Raw genomic sequence first — 24744 nt, forward strand, 5'->3', positions numbered from 1 at the left:
GCAGTCGGGTTCAGGATTCGCCCCTGCGGGCCAGCGCGGCTTCCACAAAGCCCTTGAACAGCGGATGGCCATCACGCGGCGTGGATGTGAATTCCGGGTGGAACTGGCAGGCGACGAACCACGGGTGCTCCGGGACTTCCACCATTTCCACCAGGCTGTTGTCGCCGGAGCGCCCGGCCACGCGCAGGCCCGCTTCCTCCAGCTTGGGCAGAAGCAGGTTGTTGACCTCGTACCGGTGGCGGTGGCGCTCGCGGATCACGTCCTTGCCGTAACACCGATGCGATGTGGTTCCCGGTTCAAGTCGACAGTCCTGGGCGCCCAGACGCATGGTGCCGCCCAGATCGGAATCCTCGCCGCGCGTTTCCAGCTGGCCGTGTTCGTCCACCCACTCGGTGATCAGGCCCACCACGGGGTACGGTGAGTCCTTGCGGAACTCGGTGCTGTGGGCCCCGGAAAGCCCGGCGATGTTGCGGGCGTATTCGATAACGGCCACCTGCATCCCCAGGCAGATGCCCAGGTAGGGAATGCCGTTCTCACGCGCGTAGCGCACGGCGCTGATCTTGCCTTCCACCCCCCGCTCGCCGAAGCCACCGGGTACCACGATGCCGTCAACGTCTTCCAGCGCCGCCTCGCCCTCGCGTTCCAGGTCCTCGGAATCGACGTACTTCATCTTAACGTCGGTCCTGGTGTGCAGCCCGGCGTGGCTCAGTGCCTCAATCAGGGACTTGTAGGCATCCAGCAGCTCCATGTACTTGCCGACCATGGCGATGGTCACTGTCTTGTCGGGATTCTGCTCCCACTCAAACACCTGGTCCCATTCGGACAGGTCCGCCGGACCCACGTTTAGGTTAAAGCGTTCAACGATCAGCTGGTCCAGATCCATCTCGTGGAGCATGCGCGGCACACGGTAGATGCTGGGCGCATCGCACAGCGGGATGACGGCCCGCTCCTCGACGTTGGTGAAGAGCGCGATCTTGCGCTGCGAGCTGGCGTCCACCTCATGCTCGGAGCGGCACAACAGAATGTCCGGCTGCAGGCCGATGGAACGCATCTCCTTAACGGAGTGCTGGGTCGGCTTGGTCTTCACCTCGCCGGCAGTGGAGATGTAGGGCACCAGCGTCAGATGCATGAAGAGCGCACGCTGGGGCCCGACTTCGACACGCAGCTGGCGCGTGGCCTCCAGGAAGGGCTGGGATTCAATGTCACCGACGGTACCGCCAACCTCCACCAGGGCAACATCCACGTCACCGGCGCCCTCGACAATGCGGCGCTTGATCTCATCCGTGATGTGCGGGATCACCTGCACCGTCCCGCCCAGGTAGTCGCCACGGCGTTCCTTGCGGATGACTTCCTCGTAGACCCGGCCACTGGTGAAGTTGTTGCGCTTGCTCATGGTGGTGCGGATGAAGCGCTCGTAGTGCCCCAGGTCCAGATCCGTCTCGGCGCCATCCTCGGTGACGAAGACCTCGCCGTGCTGGAACGGGCTCATGGTGCCGGGATCCACATTGATGTAGGGATCGAGCTTGAGGATGGTGACCCTGAGGCCACGTGCCTCGAGGATGGCGGCCAGTGATGCTGATGCAATGCCCTTGCCGAGCGAGGACACAACCCCGCCGGTGACAAATATATAGCGCGTCATGCGAATCCCGTATTCTGCCCGATTGCCAGTTGTGAGGAGGAGGGAGGCGTCGCCTCAAGATGGGATGACAGGCTACCAGAAAGGGGGTCGAGCCTCAATTTGCAAAAGGCGCTACACCATAACGGCATGCCGACCTCTATACTGTGGGTATGAAGGAACTTGTGTTCGCGATTGTTGAGATGACGCTGCTCGCCGCTCCCTGGCTGCTGTTGGGCCTGCTGGTGGCGGGGCTGGTGCCGGCCTGGTGCCCCGGGCGCGCATCCGGCAGTGGCTCAGCGGCGACGGCATCCGGCCCATCATGCGGGGTGCTGTTCTGGGTGTTCCCCTGCCCATGTGCTCCTGTGGCGCCATTCCGACCGCGCTGGCGCTCTACCGGGGTGGCGCCGGGCGCGGCCCGACCACCTCCTTCCTGGTGGGTACGCCGGGCGCGGGCGTTGATTCACTCTCACTCACCTTTGTGCTGATGGGTCCCTTCATGATGGTGGCCAGGGCGCTGGGCGCAGTTATCGCAGCGATCAGTACCGGCCTGCTTACCGCCCTGAGCCACGGCGGTGCAACCGCCGCGGAACCCGCGGAGGCAGCCTGCAACTCCGGTTGCTGCTCCTCCGGCTGTGACGGCGGCGATGTTATGGCGGACGCCGATGAAACAGCCCCGGGGCTGCGCCACGGCCTGCGCTACGCGTTCACCGAGATGCTCGACGACATCAGCGTCTGGATTGCCATTGGCCTGGCCGTGGCCGGCCTTTTGATCACGCTGACGCCGCCCCAGGGGCTGGCGGTGCTGGGCAGCGGCATCGGCCCCATGCTGCTGATGGCGCTGATCGGCGTCCCCCTTTACCTGTGTGCCGCCGCAACTACCCCGATTGCGGCAGCCCTGATGCTGGAAGGGCTATCCCCCGGCACCGCACTGGTTCTGATGCTCGCCGGCCCTGTAACCAGCCTGGCCACGCTCAGCATTTTCCAGCGAGAAATGGGCACCGGGGCACTGCTCCTCTACCTCACCGGCATCGTGGTGAGCACCGTTGCAGCGGGGCTGGCGACCGACGCCGTCATTGCCGGCTTTAACCTGGACATCCAGGGCTCGGTCCAGGGGGTTCAGGAATGGATTCCCGCCTGGCTGGAATGGAGCGCTCTCGCCCTTCTGGTGATAATGGCCGTGCCCTGGCTCCGGCGCACTCTCATCAGGGAAACCCACGATGACTGAACCTGAAGAAACAGACGCCGTACCGGCGCAACAGGATGAAGCGGAGCAGCGACACGAGCCGCGGCGCTACCAGGTAAGCGCCAATCGCGGTCGGGCCCGCCACCGCCTGCGCTATGTTGAGAGCGGTGGTGCAACCGAGGAACAGAGTGAGGGGGAGTGCGGCCTGTGCCGCGACCTCCCGGTCAGATGACGGCTTTCGCCGCGGCCCGCCCCGCATTACGGCCCGAGAACAGGCAACCACCCAGGAAGGTGCCTTCCAGCGCACGGTAACCGTGCATGCCGCCGCCACCGAAGCCGGCCGCCTCCCCCACTGCATAGAGGCCGGGGATACGTTCACCCTGTTCGTTGAGAACCTGGGCCTCCAGGTCCGTTTCCAGGCCGCCCAGTGTCTTGCGCGTCAGGATATTCAACCGCACCGCGATCAGGGGGCCGTGGGCCGGGTCCAGCATCCGGTGCGGCTTGGCCGTGCGCACCATCTTGTCACCGGAGAATTTCCGGGCATTGTGCATGGCCATGACCTGGAAATCCTTGGTGAAGGGGTTAGTCAGCTGCCGGTCGCGCGCCTCGATCTGGCGGCGGATGTCGGCCGGGTCCAGCAGGTGGTCGCCACTGAGTTCGTTCATCCCCTTAACCAGATCCTCGATATTGTCCCGGACCACGAAGTCCACCCCGTTCTCCTTGAAGGCCTCAACAGGGCCAGTACCTTTCCTGCCGAAGGGCCGCTTCAGGGTCTGTGCCCAGCTCTTGCCGGTAATGTCCGGGTTCTGCTCGGAACCTGAAAGGGCAAACTCACGTTTGATGATGCTCTGGTCCAGGATGAACCAGCTGTAGTCGTAGCCGGTGGACTGGATGTACTCCAGTTGCCCCAGGGTATCCGAGCCTGGATACAGGGGCGCGGGGAAACGCCGGCCGGTGGCATCGAACCAGAGGGAGGACGGACCGGGAAGGATGCGGATGCCGTGGTTCGGCCAGATGGAATTCCAGTTCTGGATGCCCTCAACGTAGTGCCACATCCGATCCGGGTTGATCACGCGCGCGCCGGCAGCCTCGGTGATATCGATCATGCGCCCGTCCACATGGGCCGGCACCCCACTGACCATACGCTGGGGCGGGCGCCCGAGCCGTTCCGGCCAGTTGCGGCGCACCATCTCGTGATTACCGCCAATACCCCCTGAGGCCACGATCACGGCCTGGGCACGGAACTCGAAATCGCCCTTCTCTTCCCGGTTGGTCTCCACGCCCCGCTCGGCCCGGTCATCAGCCAGCACACTGCCACGCACACCATCCACATGGTCGCCAGTGGTCAGCAGCTCGTCCACACGATGACGCCAGCAGAACCGGATCAGCCCCCGGGCCTCCGCTTCCCTGGCCCGCCTTTCAAAGGGCTCAACAATACCGGGGCCTGTCCCCCAGGTGATGTGGAACCGGGGTACGGAATTGCCGTGACCGCAGGCGTCATAACCACCCCGCTCGGCCCAGCCCAGCACCGGAAAGACGCGATGGCCCATCTCGCGCAGCCAGGCGCGCTTCTCACCCGCGGCGAAGTTCACGTACGCCTCGGCAACACGGCGTGGCCAGTAGTCCTCATCCCGGTCAAAACCGGCGGTACCCAGCCAGTCCTGCCAGGCCAGTTCCGGGGAGTCCTTGATGCCCATGCGCCGCTGTTCCGGCGAATCCACGAACAGCAGCCCACCCAGGGACCAGTATGCCTGGCCGCCCAGATTCTGTTCGGACTCCTGCTCCACAATCAGAACACGCCGGCCCGCATCGGCCAGCTCCGTTGCCGCCACCAGCCCCGCGAGACCGGCACCGACTACAATGACATCCGCATCCTGAGCCATAGCACCCTCGTTGTTGTCTTTATTGTTGTGCAAAACTGAACGAAAGCAGCGACAGATTCAAGACACGTCGACAGCCGGGATCAGCTGCTCGAGTGCTGCAGACTGTCCGGATCAATGGATTCCGCCTCGTCGGACTGGAACAGCCCCTCCAGCTCGTCGATGATCTCCTGGTCGCTGGGGTTGCGGCTGCCCTTCTCCTGATGGATGGCGTAGTACTTGCGCAGCTCCTCCTCGTCGTGATCCCGGAAGACCTGCACGGCTTCACGGGCCTCGTCCTCGTCCCAGCCGAAGATCTGCAGCAGCTGCTCGCCCATGTGCATGCTGCCCGAAAGCGTCTCCCGGGTAATCACACGGCAGCCAAGATCCATCAGGCGCCAGGCGTGCTGGCGGTTGCGCGCGCGGGCGTAGACCGGAACCGTCGGGAAGTTGCGCCGCACATGGTCGACGATCCGCATGGAGTACTCCGCATTCTCCACGGCCACGATGATCGCCTGTGCATCCCGTGCCCCCGCGGTTGTGAGCAGGTCCACGCGTGCCGGGTCGCCGTAGTAGATGCGGTGCCCGTAGCGGCGGATGAAATCCACCTGCAGCGGGTTGGCATCCAGCGCGGAGAACGGGATCTCGGCGCTGTGCAGCAGTCGGCCCACCATCTGGCCAAAGCCACCGAAGCCGCAGATCAGCACCTTGGGCTTTTCCTCATCCTCTCCCACCGAATCATAGGGCCGATCGTCGATCTCCGAGGTGGCCAGCATCGGATCCAGAATCCGACGATTGAAAAGGAAGGTGAAGGGCGTGGCGGCCATGGTGAGGATCACCACCGCGAACAATACGTCGGTCACGGACTCGCTCATGACCCCGTAGGTCATCGCCATGGAAAACAGCACGAACGCCAGCTCACCACCCTGGGGCATGAGTGCGGCGAGCGCTCTGCTGCCCTTGTCATCGAGCCCACCAAGCCGCCCGACAGCATAGAGAACGGTGATCTTGAGCAGCAGCACCCCGCCAGTGATACCGAACACCAGCCCGGGCATATCCGCCAGCATGTGCAGATCGGCCGACATGCCCACGGACATGAAGAAAAGCCCCATCAGCAGCCCCTTGAACGGCTCGATGGAGAGATGGATCTCATGCCGGTATTCGGAGTCCGCCAGCAGTACGCCGGCCAGAAAGGCCCCCAGTTCCATGGGCATACCGGCCATCTTCAGGATCTGGGACACCCCGAGCACCACCAGCAACGCGGTGGCGGTGAAAGTCTCGCGGGCACCGATGCGCGCCACCGTGCGGAAGACCGGCCGGAGCAGGTAGTGGCCACCCACGATCACCGCCACGAGCACCACAAGGGTGCTGGCAATGGCCCGGGCGATTTCCTGGGGATCCATGGCGGTGGTGCTGCCCTCGCCCATCAGCGGGATCGCCGCCAGCAGCGGCAGCAGCGCGATGTACTTGAACAGCAGCATGGCAAAGGCGCTGCGGCCATGAAGCGAGGACAGCTCGTTATGCTCGGACAGCACCTGCATGGCAAAGGCCGTAGAGGAGAAGGCCAGACCCAGCGCGATGATCAGCGATGTCTGCCAGTCCAGACCGAAACCGGCCCAGGCCACTACGCCCATCGGGATGGCACACACGAGCACGCCAGCCATCCCCTGACCGAAGATGTTCTTGCGCATCACCCAGAGTCGCTGCGGTGCCAGCTCCAGCCCCACGAGAAACAGCAGCAGCACCACCCCGATCTTGGAGAAGCGCAGCATGCTCTCGACATCGTCGATCACGCTGAAAAGCGACGGGCCCATGATGACACCGGCAACCAGGTACCCGAGCACAGCTCCGAACCCCAGCCACTGGAAAATGGGAACGGCAATCACCGCCGCCAGCAGGAACAGGGTTACTTCCAGCAGGAAATCCAATGCACGCACTCCTTAAAGCCGGTTCGATCGGGGCTCACTCGGGCCACGCTGGAAACAGGGGCATACTACAGACGCTGAAGGCCGTTGCGAAGCCCGCCGGCAACCCCGTATTGCCGGCAACGGTGCCGGCTCGCTACTGTGTGACCTGAACCCGCATCAGGAGCGACCATGACGCGCTATTCCCTGCTCGATCTAGCCCCCGTGAATGAAGGCAGCACGCCGCGGCAGGCACTGCTCAACGCCGCCGACCTGGCCCGGCATGCCGAATCCCTTGGGTACAGCCGGTTCTGGATGGCGGAGCACCACAACATGACCGGTATCGCCAGCGCGGCAACACCGGTAGCGCTGGGCCACATCGCCGCCAATACCAGCAGCATCCGAGTGGGCGCCGCCGGGATGATGCTCCCCAACCACGCGCCGCTGGTAGTGGCGGAACAGTTCGGCACCCTGGAGAGCCTCTACCCCGGGCGTGTGGACCTCGGCCTGGGCCGCGCCCCGGGTACCGATCAGGAGACCCTGCGCGCTCTCCGGCGTGATCACCACTCCGCGGCCAACCGCTTCCCGCAGGAAGTACAGGAGCTGCTGCATTTCCTGGAACCGGTGCAGCCGGGCCAGCGTGTTCAGGCCGTTCCAGGCGCCGGTACCCGGGTGCCCGTCTGGATCCTCGGCTCCAGCCTTTTCGGAGCCCAGCTGGCGGCGGCGCTGGGGCTGCCCTATGCCTTTGCCTCCCACTTCGCACCGGACATGCTGGACGAAGCCATCCGGGTCTACCGCGAGCAGTTCCAGCCATCGGAACGCCTGGCCAGGCCCTATGTAGCGGCTGCCGCCAACGTCTTCGCCGCGGATACGGACATGGAAGGCCGCAGGCTCATGACTTCCATGGAACAGCAGTTCATCGCCCTGCGGCGGGGGACCCCCGGACCACTCCAGCCCCCCGTGGATGACCCGGACAGCCTGGGCAGCCGGGCCGAACTCGGCACCGCCCGTCACGCCCTCAAAGAGTCCGCAGTCGGTTCACCGGAGACGGTGGAACGCTGGCTGAAGGCCTTCCTGGAACGCACCGGCGCGGACGAGCTGATCCTCACCGGCCAGATCCACGATCACGAGGCCCGCAAGCACTCATTCGGGATCGCGGCCGACGCGCTCGGGAACCTCTCCGCCTGAGCGCCCGACGCATCGGTGACACAGTGTTACCGATGCTCAACATCTGTTCAGTTGCACCTTTCTCCCCGATAACCTAGCTTGAAGACTGTGACATTCATCAAGCTCGATGACGCTGTCAGAGGTCTGCTTTAAAACAACAAACAGGGAACCAGAAGGAGAGGCACCATGGGAGCACCGGTCGATGCACTGGAACAGCGCGTAAGGGACCCTCAGGACCCGCTCGAGGAGGTCCTGCCCGCCTCGATCACTCTGTCGCTGATGCTCCGCAATCGCAGGATGGGAAGCTGGCTCCAGAACGAGTTTGCCGGTTACAGCGAGGACGCGGATCTGCCTGACTACCGGCAGAATCTCCCCGGCCACCTCATGACACGGTCGCCCCAGTACGGCTGGATTCCCGCCCCCGTCAGCGAGGAACAGAACCGCAGGGAAGCGCATATGGATCTGAGGGACGGTGTCCGCAGCCTGGAGAAAACCTGCCTCCGTTACCGCAAGGACAGCTACATTCAGCACGCCCTCTCCGCGGAGGCGATGCGTGAACTGCAGACCCGGGTTAACCTGACCACCGACCTGGCACTCACCATCAACCGCGAGACCTACTCCGACCTGCTGCGCCTGGTCCGTTCAACGATCTACCTCTGGACCCTGGACCTCATCGAGGCGGGCTTCAGTGGCGAGCACAACTCCTTCAGCACGGCCGAACGGGAACAGGCAGCCACCATGGACGACCCCGAGCATTACTGGCGACGCGCGATGGACGAACATGCCAACCTCCCGGTACCGGGATTACGCCAGGCCGGTGTACTGGAGCGCTTCTTCGGCAGCGCTTAAAGCGGGAGCGCGCCAGGTGGTGTACAGCAAGGTGAAACGGACAGCCTCATAGCGCCCCAATAGCGGTTGAAATTCCCCGGCCCGGTTGGAATAATTCCTGCTGTCAGCCCGCAGGGACGTAACAGGGACAGGCTCAATGAGAGCCGGCGGGCACTGGAAGGACGGAAAACGCCAAGGAGGCTCCCCGCATGCCGGAATTCTATTTCCCCTCGAAACCCGAAAATGCCACTCAACTGTGTGGCTCCGATCCTGGTCTCCGTCAGCTGTTTGGAGACTGTAACGGGCTCCATGGTAACGACACCCTGAAACCTGGTTTTGCCTACGATCTATCGCTGGACGGTCGCCACTCAAGCCGCGCCGTTTCCCGCATCCTGAACAGGCCTTCACCCCAGCAGAGGGCCAACCTCGCCGAATGCACGGCCCAGTTCGGCCAGGACACAGTTGCCTTGGCCCGTTTCCACGAGAAGTTCCTGGATGGTGTTGATCTGTGGGAGTTGGGTAAGGAAGCCAATAGCCTGCTGGGCTCCAGTGCAGCTGTGGCAGTTGGTCGCGCCGAGAGTTTCAAGGGTGCGTTAAGGGACTATCAGAAAGCCCTGATTGCCCTCAATAAGTTCACTCGCTCCGGGGTAAAAGACACCGCTCGCAAGGCGAAATTGCGTAACAACCTCAATAAGGCCTACGAACAGCTGAATACCAAATTCCGGCAGGAATTGAATACTCTCATCCCGGAAAGTCACCGAGGCAAGAACAAGGGATCGGCACTAACAAGCGCGGAACGTGGTGAGACGCTGGCAGAGCGTCCTCGAGGAAGGCGGATTCATATTTTCGATATGGACCAAGGTAAGGCTGTAAGCAAACTATCCGGAGCGATGAACTACGCCGGTAGAGGCGTTGCCGTAGTCGATGGCGGTTTGCGTATCAATGAGGTCCGGCAGAAATACCAGGATGGAGAGGATTGGCAGCGCGAGATTGCTGTGCAATCAGGAGGTATGCTCGGCACCGGTGTGACAGGCACAGCGACCACTCGCTTGGTTATGGGAATGAGTCGGGTGGTTATGATCGGCTCTCCTTGGGGGTGGGCCTTTCTAATTGGCTCATCAATCGTTACCAGCGCAATACTCTCCAACCAGATGGACAAAGGTATCCAACGATTCATAGGCAGACAGTGGGATGCCCTTTTTGGAGATGATTGATTCATGGATTACGGATTCTGGCTTTCGTTGATTGCCGTTATTGCCCTTTTGGTTGCAGGTATATCCTGGTTGTTCTTCCTGACGCTCTCTATATGGCGAATCGAGAAGTGCATCCTGGAGACCGGTCAATCCAGGCCCTGCCCTTGGGATGGCTTGGGCCTGCGCGCCATGTGGTATGCATGGGCTATTGGGCTCCCCTCGAAATCCTTCAGTGACCTTGAGCGGTGGATGCTTGACCCGAACGACCTGGCGCCCTATACCAAGCCATTTGACAGGGTTCTTGCCAACATACTTCTTGTATCAAGCTACACGTTACTGGCTTGCGTTATTATCGACTGGATTCTTGGTGTTGCGTGACGGGTGAACTCTGGCTTTCGCTCGTCGCTGTCGCCTCAATGATGCTCGGAGCGTTGTCGTGGCTGCTGTTCCTGATCTTTTCTGTATGGCGGATAGAGGAAGCGATCACGAGTAGCGGTCAGCCCAGACCGTGCCGCTGGGATGGTGTGGGCATGCGAACTGTCTGGTACGGCTGGATCATCGTTTTCAATACGAATACTTTCAGCGCGCTGGAACGCAGCATGCTGGAACCCAATGAGATTCTTCCTCGCTTCAAGGTATGGGATAAAGTACTGGGGTGGGTATTCATGCTCTCATTGCATACGATGCTGGCCTGCTTGATCGCCGACATGGTTATTGGTTGGCTCTGACTTGAGGTTCACGGCTCTTTGGGATCAGTTCCAAATCAAGCTGACAAACGGACCAGCGATTGGCGGGCACTATTGACTGTTCAGGGCAACTCCACTTCCGGATAACGCCGCCGCATCCGCTGCAGGCGCAGGATAGTCACAAAATTGGTGGCCACCACAAGAGCCTCCGCGAGCGTTGCGCCCACCGAGCCGATGGCGATGTTATTGCCCATCCAGGCCAGGCCAGCGCCGGCCAGAAAGAGCCGCATGGGAATGCCCCGGAGCATGAACATGCCCACGGTGCCCAGCACCATCGCCGTCATGGGGAACAGGTCGATCCAGCTCTGCCAGGTGAGCACCGCTGCCACGCCACTGACCGCCAGCATGCCCAGCATCACGGCGACATTGCCCTGAAAGCGCTGTGCCAGACGGATGCGCAGGATCACCAGCACCGTCAGTGCCGCGGCGGTCCAGCTCTGGAAAAGCGCGTACTGGAGGGCGAAGGCCACGTTGGCGCCAATAAGCAGCAGCATCAGGCGATCATCCCGGGTGCTGGCAAACCCGGCGATGCAGAAGCCCAGCGAGATCAGCGCCACGAGTTGCCCGGCGATTTCAAGCGCTGTCATGTCCGCCAGCATAAGGGCCTCCACAGCCTCAAACCGTCAGTATAGAAGCCAGAGTACCCCGCGTCCCTCCGTGATGGCCGCGATGTTCTGGTTTACCCTGTGCGCCATGACCCACTACGCCCTCGGCTGCCCACAGTGGCAGGATCCCAGCTGGAACACCCTGCTCCCACCGGGAGCAACGCCGCTTGCGCGCTACAGCCGGGTGTTCGGCTGCGTCGAGGGCAATACCACTTTCTACGCCACACCCACCCGGGAACAATGTGCCCAATGGCGCTCCCAGGTGCCTGACGACTTCCGGTTCCTGTTCAAGTTTCCGCGTGAAATCAGCCATGACCGGCTGCTCACCGGCTCAGAGACTGCGGTCCGGGCGTTCCTGGCGACCCTTGAACCGCTTGCAGACGTGTTGGGCCCCTTTCTGCTCCAGCTGCCGCCGAACTTCGGCCCGGAGCAGCTGGATAACCTCTGGCGCTTCGTGGACGCTCTCCCCGCGCCCCTGACCTGCGCGGTCGAGGTCCGGCATCCCGCCTTCTTCGAAAAAGGGGATGCCGAGAAGGCGCTGAACCGGGGCCTGCGCGAGCGCAACCTGGCCCGGGTGTGCTTTGATACCCGGGCGCTGTTTGCAGCCACACCGGAATCCGAGGCAACACGGGAAGCCCAGAGCCGCAAACCCCGGCTTCCCATCCACCTGCTGCCGGTGGAGGCCCCACCAGTGGTCCGCTACATCGGCCATCCAGACCTTGAGAGCAATCGTCCTTTCCTGGCGCCCTGGGCGGAACGGGTGAGCGAATGGATTGCGGAGGGGCGGCATCCATATGTATTCATGCACATGCCGGACAATGGCGATGCCCCGGCACTGGCCGCACTCTGGCATGAACTGCTGAGGGAGCGGGTGCCAGAGCTGGCGGACCTCGCGATCAACACGGAACCGCCGCAGATCGGGTTGTTCTAGGACGGTTCCCCGCCTCGGGACCAGGGGCTGGCACCCGTGGCAACCCCGAGAGTGGCAATAGCCAGGGGAGCAACGACCGCTCCCGGCAGCCAGCCACTGACCCACCAGATCACACTGCTGTAGACCAGCCAGAGCACGGGGATCACCCCCGTCACCCAGCTGATGGGGCGTGCCATGAGCGGCATGCCCAGCGTTACCAGGGCCGTGGGTGTTGGCGCCGTGCCGGCAACCTCGAACGCCGCCCAGCTGCGCCCCGTCAATGGGCCGGCCACCGGCAGTACAACGATGCCTGCCAGCACCAGAACGACTCCCAGCTTCGCCCGCAACCCGCCGCTGAACCGCCAGCCACCTCCAAGGCCCACCAGGAGTACCAGCACCGCCTGAACCATAAAGGCCCACCCCATGAGGCTGGCTGCCCAGTTCAGAGGTGTATGCAGCAGAAACTGGAACTGAACGGCGGACCAGCACCAGCACGCCGCCAGCGCCAGCCCCGCCGTGGGGCTGCCGCCCCGATAGAGCCGCCAGAGCGCGAAAAGCATGAGCAGGAGGAACAGGCCCTGCCATGGCCACACCTGCTCATTGAGGCGCTCGAACAGGCGGGCCCACACCTCAGGGGTGACCGGCACGAAGTCCCGCAGTGCGTAGGTATCAAGCGACCCCAGCATGGGCTAGGCCGCCGCCAGTGTTTCAATCATGCGCTGGCGTTGCGCGGCATCCGGCATGGCGCCCCGCCCGGCTGCCATGTTCTCGCGCACATGCTCGACGCTGGTCGTGGCGGGAATGGCGCAGGTGACCGCCGGGTGCGAGACAATGAACTTAAGCAGAAAGTCCGCCCAGGTACGGCAGTCGATTTCGCCCGCCCAGTCCGGAAGAGGCGCTCCCCGATCCTTCAGGCCCTTGATCAGGGAGCCGCCCTGGTAGGGCCGGTTGGCGATGACGGCAATGCCTTTTTCCCGGGCCAGCGGCAGTATCCGGTCCTCGGCCCAGCGATCACGGATATTGTAGGTCAGCTGGATGAAGTCCAGCTCGTGGCGCTCCATGATCCGCTCGAACTGGTCCAGGCGGCGCCCGTGCGAGGTGGTAATACCAATCGCTCCCACCTCCCCCGCCTCCTTCATGGCCATGAGGGTTTCAAGGTGGGCCTCCCAGGCCAGCAGGTTGTGCACCTGCAGCAGATCGAACCGTTCGAGACCCCAGCTGGCCGCCGACTCCGCCGCCTGCTTCCGCGTGGCACCGCCATCCCGGGTCCATACCTTGTCCGCGGCAAACAGCGAATCCGGGTATCCCAGCTTTTCGAGCCCATGGCCGAGCACCGACTGGGCCGATCCGTACATGGGCGAGGAATCAATCAGCCCGCCGCCCTCCTCGAAGAACGCCGCCAGCACCTGGGTGCGTGCCTGGCGGAGCTCCGGGTCTTCCCCCACATTGAAGGTGCGCCAGGTGCCCATGCCGATCACCGGAATGGAACCGCCCCCGCCTGGCAGGGCTGCGCGATTCAATGCCTTCCCGGCTGCCGCCGCCAGGCCCGGCCATGCAGCAACCGCCAGCGCGGCGCCCAGGCCGCCAAGCACCCTGCGCCTGGAGTATTCCGCCATGCTGCCCTCCGCTTTTGATGACCTCTGTTTTTCATACGTCACGCCAATCCGGTTCGTTTTGCAAGTACTACCCCGCTGCCTCCGGCTGATCCCGGATTGTCACTCCCCTGCCCCTGTACTCTAATGAGGGCGATCTGAAGAACGTTTTAGCCAACATCCGCTTCCGGGAGGCAACAGCGAATGACAGTAACGCTTGAACGTGTCAGCGGTGAAACAATCCGGCCCTGGGTCAGCGAAGTCGCCAGGCTCAGGATCCAGGTTTTCCGTGAATGGCCCTACCTGTACGACGGCGACATGGATTACGAGCAGCAATACCTGGAAACCTACATCCAGTCGCCGCGCAGTGTCTTCGTCCTGGCCCGCGACGGGGATCGCGTTGTGGGTGCCGCCACGGGTCTGCCGCTGGAAGACGAAGAGGACGCCTTCATTCAGCCGTTCATTGACCAGGGCTACAACCCGTCGGAGATCTTCTATTTCGGGGAATCGGTGCTGCTGCCGGAATACCGGGGGCAGGGCATCGGTGTACGCTTCTTCGGGGAACGTGAAGCCCACGCCAGTGAACTGGGCGGGTTCCGCTACTGCTGCTTCTGTGCGGTGGAGCGGCCAGCGGATCATCCGTTACGACCGGCTGACTACCAGCCACTGGATGATTTCTGGAAAAAGCGGGGGTATGAGCCCGTGCCGGAGCTGCGGACCCATTACCCCTGGAAGGACATCGACCAGGCCGAGGAGACGGCCAAGCCGATGAATTTCTGGATGGGCGAGCTGCGCTGATCAGGCAGCCGCGGAAAGCGTGCTGCTGACGCGGTTGCGCAGGCGGCTGACCAGCGAGGTGCTGTTGCCCCGATTCTCCAGCTTGGGCTCGCCCCCATCCTCGTTGAACTCCGGGAACAGCCGCTCACGCATCCGGTCCGGCAGCGAGAAGGCGGCCACACGCTTGAGCACGGTCGCGTACTGGCGCGGGAAGCTGTCCGCGTTGTAGTGCAGACCGTACTTCTCGCAGATGGCCTGGACCTGCGGCGCGATTTCGCGGTAGCGATACGCCGGGATGTCCGGGAACACGTGGTGCTCGATCTGGTGACTCAGGTGCCCGCTCAGGGTGTAGACCCAGTTCGGACCGGTAAAGTTACTGGAACCGGTCAGCTGGCGCAGGTACCAGTGGCCACTGCTCTCGTTCTCGCACTCTTCCTCGGTGAAGCTTTCCGCGTCTTCGGTGAAGTGGCCGCAGAAGATCACGCTGGAGGCCCAGAGGTTGCGGATCAGGTTCGCGCCGAAGTTGCCCGCGATCACGACCGGAGCCACCGGGAACGTCAGCGCCGGGTAGAACACGTAGTCCTTGAACGTCTGGCGGCCGCCCTTGCGAGCCACGTCCTTCAACAGGTCCGCCTTCTCTCGCAGGGTCACCTCACCACTGCGCAGCTTCTCGAACTCCAGTTCGTGAACGCCCACGCCCCACTGGAAGAAGATACTCAGGTTGATGAAGTTGATGAACTGCAGCAGGTGCATCGGCTTCCAGGGCGTCTCGTCTTCCAGGCGCAGCACCGCGTAACCATAGTCCCGGTCCTTGCCGATGACGTTGGTGTAGGTGTGGTGCTCGTAGTTGTGGGTCCGCTTCCACGAATCCGCGGTGCAGATGGTGTCCCACTCGTAGGTCTGGGAGTTGAGCTCCGGGTCGTTCATCCAGTCGTACTGGCCGTGCATCACGTTGTGACCGATCTCCATGTTTTCCAGGATCTTGGCGATCCCCAGGGAGGTCATGCCGGCCAGGAAGAACGGCGGGATGAAGCCGAGGGGCATCAGCGCCCGGCCACCAAACTCCAGCGTCCGGTGCAGGCGGATGATGCCGCGGATGTAGTCGGCGTCCTTCTGGCCCAGATCCGCCATCTGTTCATTACGGATGGCGTCCAGGTCCTGTGCAAGATTTTCGAGCTGTTCTTCGCTGAGCTTCTGCATGGTGATTCTCCTTGCAGTGTCGATTCGATGTTGGGTTACAGTTCCAGCTCTACGGCCCCCTGGGGCACCGAGATACAGAGCTGGACCGTTTCTTCGCCATGGCCCGAGGGCTGGCCGGTCTGCTGATTGACGACGATGCCGCTTTTCTTGCGGCAGGCGCACTGGTGACAGATACCCATCCGGCAGCCGTAGCGCGGGTTCAGGCCGGCCGCCTCGGCTTCCTCAAGCAGGCGGCGGTCGCCAGCGCTCTCCACCGTGATGTCGCTGCGGCTGAAATGGACTGTGCCGCCAGCGTCCTCGGTCACGACCACGCCCGGGCCAACCGCAAACAGCGTGCTGCTGATCTGCTCATCCGGCACACCGGCGTCCGCCAGCAGATTCTGGGCGTGTTTCATGAGCCCGGGCGGACCACACAGAAAGCAATCCCGCTCCGTGAGCCCTTCAACCGCTTGCAGATGATGCGGGCCGAGATGGTCCGGATTCTGCGGATCCTGCTCCGCCGCCACGATGCGCAGCTCCAGGTTCGGCAGGCGCTCGGCAAGCGCTTCCAGCTTGCGGCCCCCGATGATGTCCGCGTCGGTACGCACGAAATACAGCAGCGTGACCGGGTTGCGCAGGTGGCGATCCGCCATGGCTTCCAGCTGGCTCAGCACCGGGGTGATGCCGCTGCCGCCGGTGACAAACAGCATCGGATGACCGGGCTCGGGGGTGTGATCCTCACCATAAGCACGGCTGATCCCGATCACATCGCCGGGTTCGAAGTGTTCGAGCAGCCAGGGCGTGATCTCGCCATCCGCCACTTTCTTGATGGTGACGGTGATGGTGCCGTCCTGTTCCCAGTGCGACGGTGAACAGGAGAGGCTGAAGGGCCGGCTGTACCAGCGACCGTCCTTTTCCACTTCCAGATTCAGGTGCTGGCCGGCCCGGAAACCACCCCAGCGCCGTGCCGGGCGCAGAGTCAGGGTCTTGCTGTCATGGGTTTCCGATTCAATCGCCTCGACCCGCGCCGGGATGTAACGCTGCGCCCAGAGCGGGTTGATGCTCTCGAGCAGCGGATCGAAGTACATGGCCGGGTTCTCCCGGTTGAACAGCTGCTGCCCGAGCCAGCGCCAGGTGTCACGCCCCGGCCCGACCCGTGCCAGAACGCCCCTGTAGGAGCGGCCCTGGCCGCGATCAACACCCTTTTCCATGTTCATTGACTCCTGCATGACAGGCCTCGTGTGTACGGTTGTTCACATCTTGTGCACGAATGTACACACAGGGCTTCGGGGTGTCAACAGGTGATCTGAGCCGGATCACACGTTTCGATTCCTACGACAGGTCGGTACACTCTCGGGATCACCCCGAACGCGTCCGTAAAGGTATGACGACACAGAAACGACGCCGCCCCGGCGAGACCCGGGACATGCTCATGGAGGCCGCGCTGACCCTGGTGGGCCGAGGCCGTCACTTCGCCAGCCTGGGCATCCGGGAAGTCACCCGGCAGGCCGAGGTGGTTCCCACATCCTTCTACCGTCACTTCCGCAACATGGACGATCTGGGACTGACGCTGGTGGATGAGCTGGGCGTGGTTCTGCGCGGGATGATGCGGGAGGCGCGTGCCAATGTGCTGCATGCAGACAAGCTCATGGACGAATCGGTGGCCATCTTCGTGAACCACGTCCAGTCCAATCGCAACTTCTTCACCTTCATGGCACAGGGGCTGGCGGGGGAAAGTCAGGCGATCCAGCAGGGCATCCGCAACGAGATGCAGTTCTTCGCCAGCGAGCTGGCCAACGATCTGCGAAACCTGCGCCTGCTGACCCACCTCAGTGATGAGGATCTGGACATGGCCTGTGAGCTGGTGGTGCGCACGGTGGCATTCAGCCTGACCGACATCCTCAGCATTTCACCCGAGGACGAGGAAGAGCTGACCCGGATCAGGCGCCAGACCACCCGCTTCCTGCGGATGATCTTCATTGGCGCGGATCACTGGCAGAGCAGCTGACCCATGTCGGTGGCCATGGCTTATTCCTGATCCGGATCCAGGAATGCATTCCGGTGAAAGCGGGCCGCAGCCTCGACTTCTGCCACGCCGGCAGCGCCGGGTTCCGGGAAGCGCTCTCCAGCCAGTGTCCGCAGTACGGTATGCACTCCGTGGGACAGAGACTCCAGGTTGTAGCCCCCCTCCAGCACGAACACCAGCCGCCCGTCGCAATGGCGTTCCGCCACGGACTGGATGATCTCCGTCATCACCGACATGCCCTCATAGGATACATTCAGCGCCAGGTCATACCAGTGGGTGTCAAAGCCGGCCGAGACCAGGATGATGTCCGGGCGGAAAGCATCCGCAGCCGGCGCCACGATCTCGCGCATGGCCTTGAGGTAGGCGACATCCCCTGAGCCTCCGGGCAGCGGCACATTCACGGTCGATCCCTCGGCCATGCCCACGCCCACCTCCTCCATCAGACCGGAACCGGGGTAAAACGGCGCCGCACGGTGGATATCAATGAACATCACGTCGGGATCCGCCCAGAAGATATCCTGGGTGCCATTACCGTGGTGGGCATCCCAGTCCAGAATCATCACCCGCTCGCAGCCAAGCTCGCTGCGTGCATGCGCCGCGGCCACCGCCACATTGTTGAACAGGCAGAACCCGCGCGCCCGTACCGGCTCCGCATGGTGGCCGGGCGGGCGGACCAGCGCAAAGGCATGGCGATAGCGCCCCTCAATAACGGACTCAACCGCCGCCAGTGCGGTACCGGCGGCAACCTCGGCCGCCAGCACACTGCCCGTGGAAACCGCCGTGGTGTCCACGTCCAGCCAGGCGTTCTTGTCGCGAAGATCCTCGATGAAATCGAGATAGTGGGTGGTATGGACCCGCCCCAGCTCTTCCCGGGTGGCTGGCCGGCCAGTCTCCGTGGTAAGGCCAGGAATCGGCTGGGCTGACAGCAGATCCATCACCGCCCGCAGGCGCCCCGGGTGTTCCGGGTACTTCCACTGGGCGTTGAGACCCGCGAGAATCTCGCGGATGCGCCGGTCAAGGCGACCAGGCAGGAAAGGAACGTCCACATTCGGCTCATGCGCCAGCATGCGGTCATCGTGAAAAAGCGCTATGGTGCCGTTCGGCATTATCGCCTCCGTGTGCTCGCGGCGCCACAGTCCTGCCGCGTTCCTCTACTATACGCCGCCGGCGAACGCAGGCAAGTACCAGAGACTTCTGGCGAATCAGCTCAGCCGGAGTATTTCACGCGCCGGTTCCGCCAGTGTCCCAGCACCCCGTAGCGTGGGCTCAGGAGGAAGGCCAGGAGCAGAAAGACCCCCGTCATGGAGGCCATGGTGCCGCCAATGGAAACATCCAGCCTGACCGCCAGCGGGTAGCCACAGAGCGTCGACGCCACGCCCACCAGCACCGCCAGGAGCAGCATCAGTGAGAGCCGGTCGGTCAGCAGGTAAGCCGTCGCGGGCGGCACGATCACGAAGGCGATGAACAGTACCGCGCCCACGGCATCAAATGCCGCCACGGCCGTCACACTGGTCAGCCCCAACAGAAGATAGAACATGAGCGTCGGCGCCAGCCCCAGTGCCGCGGCCAGCTGCCAGTCAAAGGACGCCAGCTTGAGCTCCTTGTAGCAGGCAAGCACGAAGCCCAGGTTGACCAGCGTCGCTACCGACATCCAGACCACCGCCTGGGGCACTTCAAACCCCGCCAGCGGCATGGTATCCAGCCAGACGAAACCGATCTCACCCAGCAGTACCGTGTGGCTGTCGATATGAATATCCCGGGCATAGAGGTTGAGCAGCAGCACGCCGGCTGCAAAAAGCGCCGGAAACACCAGACCAATGGCCGCGTCACGCTTGACCCGGCGCGTGCGCGCCACCATTTCGGTCAGGAAGACGGTCAGCACACCGGTCAGCGCTGCGCCGGCGATCTGGAGGGGGCCGGACTGGGCATGCGTCAGCAGCCAGACCACGACAATGCCGAACACAATGGAGTGACTGATCGCATCGGATAGCATGCTCTGGCGCTGCAGAACCAGAAACGTCCCGAGAAGGGCCCCGGAGGTCGCCACGAGGGCCCCGGTCAGCAGGATCATGGCCATGGGATCACCGAGAAACGCCTGCATCATACCCCCGCCTGGTTCCAGTCCATGCGCTCCAGCTCCTGCCGGGCCTCATTGTGGCCTGCGTCCGTCAATGCCCAGTGGGGCCCCTCCTGACGCATATGGCTGGCGGGCACAACAAATCCCCGCGCCTGCAGGCGCCTGAGAATATGGCCGGTGGCCACACCATAGAAGCTGTCCAGCATGCTCCGTTCCACCGGGTAATAGGGATCCTCGTGATGCTCCGCCAGCTTATGCAGCGTCACCAGCATCTGGCGCTGGCCGATGGAGCGCTGTTCCCGCCAGAGCTTCAACCAGCTCCAGAGCACGCCCCGCCCGGGAGCAAGCAGCAATGACAGCGTTACCAGTGCGGAGGCGACCAGCACCACCACCGGGCCCGTGGCAAGATTGGGCACACCGGCACTCAACAGCACGCCCACCACACCGGAAACCACCCCCATGAACATCGCGAGGAACACCATGTGCTCCAGCCGCGACACCCACTGGCGCGCCGCCACCGGCGGCGCAATCACCATGGCCGTCATCAGGACCACCCCCACCATCTGAAGCCCCACCACAACCGCCAGGGCAATCATGGCCGTCAGCAGCGTCTCGAGAACCCCGACCCGCAATCCGATGGAGCCCGCAAACAGCGGATCAAAGGTCACCAGTTTGAGCTGCTTCCACATCAGGGCGACCAGTGCCATGGCGGCAAGGGTCACCCCGCCCATGAACCACAGGTCGGACGGGCGTGTAGCCGCTGCCTGCCCGAACAGAAAGGAATCCAGTCCTCCCTGGGAGGCACTGGCGTGGCCCTGGATGTAGGTCAGAAGTACCACGCCCACCGCGAATGAAACGCTCAGGGCCGCCCCCAGGCCTGCATCCATCTTGATCCGGCTGTAGCGCGTGACCACCTGCACGAACAGAGCCGCGATCACGGCGGTGACAAGCGCTCCGGCCATGATCCAGCCCAGATGACGGGTGCCGGCAATCAGGAACCCGATACAGACGCCGGGCAATGCCGCATGCGCCAGCGTGTCGCCCAGCAGGCTCTGCTGGCGCAGGACGGCAAAGGAACCCAGAAGCCCGCTGACCATCCCCAGCAACACCGCGCCCAGCGTGACGGTCTGGACCGTATGGTTGCCGAGCAGCTCCAGCATCAGTTCACAACCTCCCGCGGTACCGCATCCGGTGTCTCGCCAGAGGAATCCGGATCCAGGAGGGCGATACGGCCGCCGTAGGCCTTACGCAGGTTCTCACCGGTATACACCTCAGGGATCGGACCCTGGGCTACAACCCGAACATTCAGGATCACCAGCCAGTCGAAGTAGTCGCGCACGGTCTGAAGGTCATGATGCACCACGATGATGGTCTTGCCCTGATCCCGGAGCTCCTGCAGAAGTGCCACGACCGCCTTCTCGGTCGTGGCATCCACGCCGGCCATCGGCTCGTCCAGGAACAGCACATCCGCGTCCTGCACCATCGCCCGTGCCAGAAAGACCCGTTGCTGCTGACCGCCGGAAAGCTGGTTGATCTGCCGGTTAGCGAACGCCTCCATGCCAACAGCTGAAAGCGCATCCATGGCGCGCCTGCGCTCCCGCTTCCCGGGCCAGCGGAACCAGCCCAGATGGCCATAACGCCCCATCATGACCACATCGACAACGGTGGTTGGAAAGTCCCAGTCCACGGCGGATCGCTGGGGCACATAGGCCACGCGCTTCAGTGCCTGACGCGGTGGGTAACCATGGATGCAGATATGGCCGGCTGTGGGTTTCACCAGACCGAGTACCGTCTTGATCAGCGTACTCTTACCGGCGCCGTTGGGCCCGATGACCGCCGCCATCACCCCCGGGGGAATATTCACATCAATGTCCCAGAGAACCGGCTTGCCCTCATAGGCAACGGTCAGGTCCTCTATATGCAGTGCCAGGTCCGGTTCGTGGCGCTTCTCCCGTTTCATGGCGACTCCAGTTTCATTCTGCTGCGTTGCTGCGCCCGCTGCCCGCAAAGGACGGCAGGCTCCCGGGCCAGGGCTCAACTGAGCCACCAAGGGATTCAACAATGGCCCGGGTATTGTGCCGGATCATACCGATGTACGTCCCTTCCGGCGTACCACGGGCTCCCATGGCATCGGAATAGAGCTCTCCGCCGATTGTCAGGTCGTGCCCCCGGTCCCGGGCGCCGTCGACCACGGTTTCCACTGTCCGGCGGCTGATGGTGCTCTCCACGAAGATAGCGGGCACATTACGGCTGACGATCCTGTCCACGACAGAGCGGATATCGGCGATCGCCGCCTCACTGTCGGTACTGATTCCCTGAATACCGACCACCTCAATATCGTACCCCAGACCGAAATAGCGGAAAGCGTCGTGTGCGGTGACGAGGATGCGCTGCTGTTCCGGAACACTGGCCGCGCTGGCACTCACCCACTCATCCAGCGTCAGCAGCTGCTGCTGGTAGTTCGCGGCACGCGAGCGTATGCCGGCTTCACAGTCGGGGGCAACCCTGACCAGGACATCCGCCACCGTGGGCACGATCCGCGCCCAGAGCGAAGCATCCATCCAGAGGTGTGGATCCACTGCATACCCCCCGGCCCCCTTGATCAGATCGTCGTCTTTCATCGACTCAGGCCCCACCGCCACAGTGGGCCTGCTTTGAGCCATTCTGGCGAGAACCTTACCGAGCTGACCTTCCAGGTTGAAGCCGTTGTAGAGAATCGCGTCCGAGTTGCGCAACAGCGGGATATCGCTGGGGCGCGCTTCATAGAGATGAGGGTCAATCCCCGGCCCCATCAGGGGTTCCACGCTGAGGCACTCCCCCGCAACGTTGGCAGCCACGTCCGCGATCATCCCCGTGGTGGTCACAACATCAGCGGCGCGCGCGCCGGACGCGGCCATCACGAGAACCGCCGAGAAGCTGACGGCAACAAGCCATCGTCGAGCTGCCTGCGTCACCATTCCCTGAGCTCCTTTACCCGGTTGCGTACTGTCTTGTAGTTTACAAAAACTTTTGACACTGCCGCAAACTTTTTTAGCCAAGGCTAAACTGTGCAGCATGGCTGTTGTGGAGGCCCGGGTAGTTGGTTAGACTGGCCCCATGCCAACCTACTCCGACAACGGCCCTGACCCGTCCGAACAGGACACGAACCTGCCGCCCCCCGAGCAGCACGCGCGCCAGTATGCCGCCGTGAGAGACGCTCATGAAACCGAGCTGATCGAGGATTACGTGGAGCTCATCGGCGATCTACTGGATCATGCCGGCGAGGCGAGGGCCACGGACATCGCGGCCCGCATGGGCGTTCGCCAGGCCACTGTTGCCCGTATGATAAGGCGGCTTAACGATCAGGGGCTGGTCACCAACGAGCCCTACCGCTCGATCTTTCTTACCGAACGCGGCCGCGCCATGGCCGAGGAATCCCGCAAGCGCCACGGCGTGGTCCTCCAGTTTCTGCGAAGCCTGGGGGTGGATGACGCCACAGCCCGTATTGATGCCGAAGGTATGGAGCATCACGTCAGCGAGACCACCCTTGGAATCATGCACGCGTTCACCCGCAGCCAGAATAAGGCTGGCGACTGAGCAGCAGCCATGATAGGGTACCGCCCTGCGTTGTTCCCTCCGCCTTCCCCGGTCGTTCAGACGACCCCAGTTTCGCCGGTTGGTCTCCGCACGCTTATCGCGGACTGCATATTGCCAGGGCCATTCCCGACAAGCCGACAATCTGCCCTCCCCTGTTTACAGGGCATCGGGCAACACCCGCTCTGGCGTATTGAACAGGAAAGACTGAATGTCCTTTGACTCCCTCGGCCTGCGGGCTGAACTGAACCGTTCCATCAAGGAACAGGGTTATGACCAGGCCACACAGATCCAGCAGCAGGCCATTCCGGCCGCGCTTGCTGGCCGCGACCTGATGGCCAGTGCCCAGACCGGCACCGGCAAGACCGCCGCTTTCACACTGCCGCTGCTGCAGAAGCTTTCCGAAGGCAAGTCACAGGGCGGCCGGCCGCGTGCCCTGGTGCTCACACCCACCCGTGAGCTCGCCGCCCAGGTGGAAGACAGCGTGCGCACCTATGGCCGTCATCTGCCCCTGCGTTCCGTCGCGATCTACGGTGGCGCCGGCATTGGCCCGCAGATCCGTCAGCTCAAGAGCGGCATGGATATCCTCGTGGCCACACCCGGTCGCCTGATGGATCACATGGAACGCGGCACAGTGAACCTGTCCGACATTGAAGTGCTGGTTCTGGACGAAGCGGACCGGATGCTGGACATGGGCTTCCTGCCGGCGATCGAGAAAATCGCCCGCACACTGCCGGATGCCCGCCAGACCATGCTGTTCTCCGCCACCTTCTCCGCGCCCATCCAGAAGCTGGCGCAGAAGTTCATGAACGAACCGGAACTGATCCAGACCGGCGAACGCAATGGCACCGCCGAAAGGGTCGACCAGAGCGCCTATATGGTCGACGGTGGCCGCAAGCGGGAACTGCTGACGCACCTGATCGGCACCCAGAACTGGCGTTCGGTTCTGGTCTTCACCCGCACCAAGCGCGGCGCGGACCAACTGGCCAAGCAGCTTGAGACCGACGGTATCCGCTCCGCCGCAATCCATGGTGACAAGAGCCAGGGTGCCCGCAACAAGGCCCTGAGAGAATTCAAGCACGAGAACGTTCGCGCCCTCATCGCCACAGACGTGGCGGCCCGTGGCATTGACATCGACCGGCTGGAATACGTGGTCAACTACGACCTGCCGGACAACCCGGACGACTACGTGCACCGGATCGGCCGTACCGGCCGTGGTGGCGAAAGCGGCTCCGCCGTGTCCTTCGTCAGTGGTCAGGAAAAGGGCCAGTTCAACAGCATCCGCAAGGTGGTCAGCCGGGAGATCCCCGCAGGCGTGGAAGCCGGTTTCGAGCCGGTCCAGAAGAGCGGGCCCGCACCCAAGCGTGGCGGTGGTGGACGCCCCGGTGGCGGTGGACGCCCCGGCGCCGGCCGTAACGGCCCGCCGCGCCGCCGTTAACCCGGGATCCCTCCCGATGTAGGAGCGCGCCTTGCGCGCGATTGGAAAGAATCGCGAGCGGAGCGCGCT

General features: G+C 63.2%; 25 protein-coding genes. 12 read left to right on the forward strand and 13 right to left on the reverse strand.

Annotated elements, in window-relative coordinates; translation table 11 throughout:
• Positions 1 to 10 precede the first annotated feature (10 nt).
• Positions 11 to 1639: a CTP synthase gene (locus CK501_RS09870; RefSeq protein WP_095617540.1), complete on the reverse strand. Its 1629-nt coding sequence runs from the start codon at positions 1637 to 1639 to the stop codon at positions 11 to 13.
• Between the two features lie 244 nt (positions 1640 to 1883).
• On the opposite strand from CK501_RS09870, the gene CK501_RS09875 reads away from it, so the two are divergent.
• Both CK501_RS09875 and CK501_RS09880 read left to right on the forward strand, forming a co-directional pair.
• The gene (locus CK501_RS09875; RefSeq protein ID WP_233128882.1) at positions 1884 to 2843 is read left to right on the forward strand and encodes an SO_0444 family Cu/Zn efflux transporter; all 960 of its coding nucleotides are present in this window, start codon (positions 1884 to 1886) and stop codon (positions 2841 to 2843) included.
• A complete protein-coding gene (locus CK501_RS09880) occupies positions 2836 to 3033 on the forward strand; it encodes a hypothetical protein (protein ID WP_095617541.1) in 198 nt (65 codons plus the stop codon). The genes CK501_RS09875 and CK501_RS09880 overlap by 8 nt, the downstream gene beginning before the upstream one ends.
• Here the strand turns inward: CK501_RS09880 and CK501_RS09885 are convergent.
• Together CK501_RS09885 and CK501_RS09890 are read right to left on the reverse strand one after the other, a co-directional pair.
• Complete coding sequence (locus CK501_RS09885) at positions 3026 to 4684, reverse strand: FAD-binding dehydrogenase (protein WP_095617542.1); 1659 nt, start codon at positions 4682 to 4684, stop codon at positions 3026 to 3028. The two genes, CK501_RS09880 and CK501_RS09885, sit on opposite strands and share 8 nt — an antisense overlap.
• Before the next feature lie 80 nt (positions 4685 to 4764).
• Complete coding sequence (locus CK501_RS09890) at positions 4765 to 6588, reverse strand: monovalent cation:proton antiporter-2 (CPA2) family protein (protein WP_158223092.1); 1824 nt, start codon at positions 6586 to 6588, stop codon at positions 4765 to 4767.
• 168 nt (positions 6589 to 6756) lie between these two features.
• Between CK501_RS09890 and CK501_RS09895 the strand changes: the two genes are divergently transcribed.
• From CK501_RS09895 to CK501_RS09915, 5 genes are all read left to right on the forward strand, one after another.
• On the forward strand, positions 6757 to 7752 hold the full coding sequence (locus CK501_RS09895) for an LLM class flavin-dependent oxidoreductase (RefSeq protein WP_095617544.1): 996 nt from the start codon (positions 6757 to 6759) through the stop codon (positions 7750 to 7752).
• A gap of 165 nt (positions 7753 to 7917) precedes the next feature.
• Positions 7918 to 8580, forward strand: coding sequence for an AbiTii domain-containing protein (locus CK501_RS09900; protein WP_095617545.1), 663 nt, complete (start codon positions 7918 to 7920; stop codon positions 8578 to 8580).
• A 188-nt stretch (positions 8581 to 8768) separates the two neighbouring features.
• Positions 8769 to 9773, forward strand: a complete 1005-nt coding sequence (locus CK501_RS09905; protein ID WP_095617546.1) for a hypothetical protein — start codon at positions 8769 to 8771, stop codon at positions 9771 to 9773.
• Positions 9774 to 9776: 3 nt separating this feature from the next.
• Positions 9777 to 10130: a hypothetical protein gene (locus CK501_RS09910; RefSeq protein ID WP_095617547.1), complete on the forward strand. Its 354-nt coding sequence runs from the start codon at positions 9777 to 9779 to the stop codon at positions 10128 to 10130.
• The gene (locus CK501_RS09915) at positions 10127 to 10480 is read left to right on the forward strand and encodes a hypothetical protein (RefSeq protein ID WP_095617548.1); all 354 of its coding nucleotides are present in this window, start codon (positions 10127 to 10129) and stop codon (positions 10478 to 10480) included. The genes CK501_RS09910 and CK501_RS09915 overlap by 4 nt, the downstream gene beginning before the upstream one ends.
• An 80-nt stretch (positions 10481 to 10560) precedes the next feature.
• Here the strand turns inward: CK501_RS09915 and CK501_RS09920 are convergent, their stop codons facing one another.
• Positions 10561 to 11097 (reverse strand): YgjV family protein, encoded by a 537-nt coding sequence (locus CK501_RS09920; protein WP_095617549.1) that lies wholly within the window; start codon positions 11095 to 11097, stop codon positions 10561 to 10563.
• Positions 11098 to 11167: 70 nt separating this feature from the next.
• Here CK501_RS09920 and CK501_RS09925 point away from each other — a divergent pair, with 70 nt between their 5' ends.
• The gene (locus CK501_RS09925) at positions 11168 to 12034 is read left to right on the forward strand and encodes a DUF72 domain-containing protein (RefSeq protein WP_233128883.1); all 867 of its coding nucleotides are present in this window, start codon (positions 11168 to 11170) and stop codon (positions 12032 to 12034) included.
• Here CK501_RS09925 and CK501_RS09930 read toward each other — a convergent pair.
• The gene (locus tag CK501_RS09930; RefSeq protein WP_095617550.1) at positions 12031 to 12699 is read right to left on the reverse strand and encodes a hypothetical protein; all 669 of its coding nucleotides are present in this window, start codon (positions 12697 to 12699) and stop codon (positions 12031 to 12033) included. The two genes, CK501_RS09925 and CK501_RS09930, sit on opposite strands and share 4 nt — an antisense overlap.
• 3 nt (positions 12700 to 12702) lie before the next feature.
• Entirely contained in the window at positions 12703 to 13629 is a 927-nt protein-coding gene (locus CK501_RS09935; RefSeq protein WP_095617551.1) for an aldo/keto reductase, read from the reverse strand.
• 180 nt (positions 13630 to 13809) lie between these two features.
• Here CK501_RS09935 and CK501_RS09940 point away from each other — a divergent pair, with 180 nt between their 5' ends.
• Positions 13810 to 14403, forward strand: a complete 594-nt coding sequence (locus CK501_RS09940; protein ID WP_095617552.1) for a GNAT family N-acetyltransferase — start codon at positions 13810 to 13812, stop codon at positions 14401 to 14403.
• Here the strand turns inward: CK501_RS09940 and CK501_RS09945 are convergent, their stop codons facing one another.
• Both CK501_RS09945 and CK501_RS09950 read right to left on the reverse strand, forming a co-directional pair.
• The gene (locus CK501_RS09945; RefSeq protein ID WP_095617553.1) at positions 14404 to 15582 is read right to left on the reverse strand and encodes a fatty acid desaturase family protein; all 1179 of its coding nucleotides are present in this window, start codon (positions 15580 to 15582) and stop codon (positions 14404 to 14406) included.
• 35 nt (positions 15583 to 15617) lie between these two features.
• On the reverse strand, positions 15618 to 16772 hold the full coding sequence (locus tag CK501_RS09950) for a ferredoxin reductase (RefSeq protein ID WP_095617629.1): 1155 nt from the start codon (positions 16770 to 16772) through the stop codon (positions 15618 to 15620).
• A 173-nt stretch (positions 16773 to 16945) separates the two neighbouring features.
• Between CK501_RS09950 and CK501_RS09955 the strand changes: the two genes are divergently transcribed.
• Complete coding sequence (locus tag CK501_RS09955; RefSeq protein ID WP_095617554.1) at positions 16946 to 17569, forward strand: TetR family transcriptional regulator; 624 nt, start codon at positions 16946 to 16948, stop codon at positions 17567 to 17569.
• A 20-nt stretch (positions 17570 to 17589) separates the two neighbouring features.
• On the opposite strand, the gene CK501_RS09960 is transcribed toward CK501_RS09955, so the two are convergent.
• The 5 genes from CK501_RS09960 to CK501_RS09980 form a co-directional block, all read right to left on the reverse strand.
• Complete coding sequence (locus CK501_RS09960) at positions 17590 to 18693, reverse strand: histone deacetylase family protein (protein ID WP_095617555.1); 1104 nt, start codon at positions 18691 to 18693, stop codon at positions 17590 to 17592.
• Between the two features lie 101 nt (positions 18694 to 18794).
• Complete coding sequence (locus CK501_RS09965) at positions 18795 to 19691, reverse strand: metal ABC transporter permease (RefSeq protein ID WP_095617556.1); 897 nt, start codon at positions 19689 to 19691, stop codon at positions 18795 to 18797.
• Entirely contained in the window at positions 19688 to 20824 is a 1137-nt protein-coding gene (locus tag CK501_RS09970; protein WP_095617557.1) for a metal ABC transporter permease, read from the reverse strand. The genes CK501_RS09965 and CK501_RS09970 overlap by 4 nt, the downstream gene beginning before the upstream one ends.
• A complete protein-coding gene (locus CK501_RS09975; RefSeq protein WP_095617558.1) occupies positions 20824 to 21624 on the reverse strand; it encodes a metal ABC transporter ATP-binding protein in 801 nt (266 codons plus the stop codon). Before CK501_RS09975 ends, CK501_RS09970 begins: the two co-directional genes overlap by 1 nt.
• Positions 21625 to 21637: 13 nt before the next feature.
• Positions 21638 to 22621, reverse strand: coding sequence for a metal ABC transporter solute-binding protein, Zn/Mn family (locus tag CK501_RS09980; protein WP_095617559.1), 984 nt, complete (start codon positions 22619 to 22621; stop codon positions 21638 to 21640).
• Between the two features lie 139 nt (positions 22622 to 22760).
• Between CK501_RS09980 and mntR the strand changes: the two genes are divergently transcribed.
• Positions 22761 to 23240: a manganese-binding transcriptional regulator MntR gene (gene mntR, locus CK501_RS09985; RefSeq protein WP_095617560.1), complete on the forward strand. Its 480-nt coding sequence runs from the start codon at positions 22761 to 22763 to the stop codon at positions 23238 to 23240.
• 208 nt (positions 23241 to 23448) lie between these two features.
• Positions 23449 to 24675, forward strand: coding sequence for a DEAD/DEAH box helicase (locus tag CK501_RS09990; RefSeq protein WP_095617561.1), 1227 nt, complete (start codon positions 23449 to 23451; stop codon positions 24673 to 24675).
• The last annotated feature ends 69 nt before the right edge of the window (positions 24676 to 24744 follow it).

The organism is Halovibrio salipaludis (genome assembly GCF_002286965.1).
In the GTDB taxonomy this organism is placed as follows: Bacteria; Pseudomonadota; Gammaproteobacteria; order Pseudomonadales; family Oleiphilaceae; genus Halospina; species Halospina salipaludis.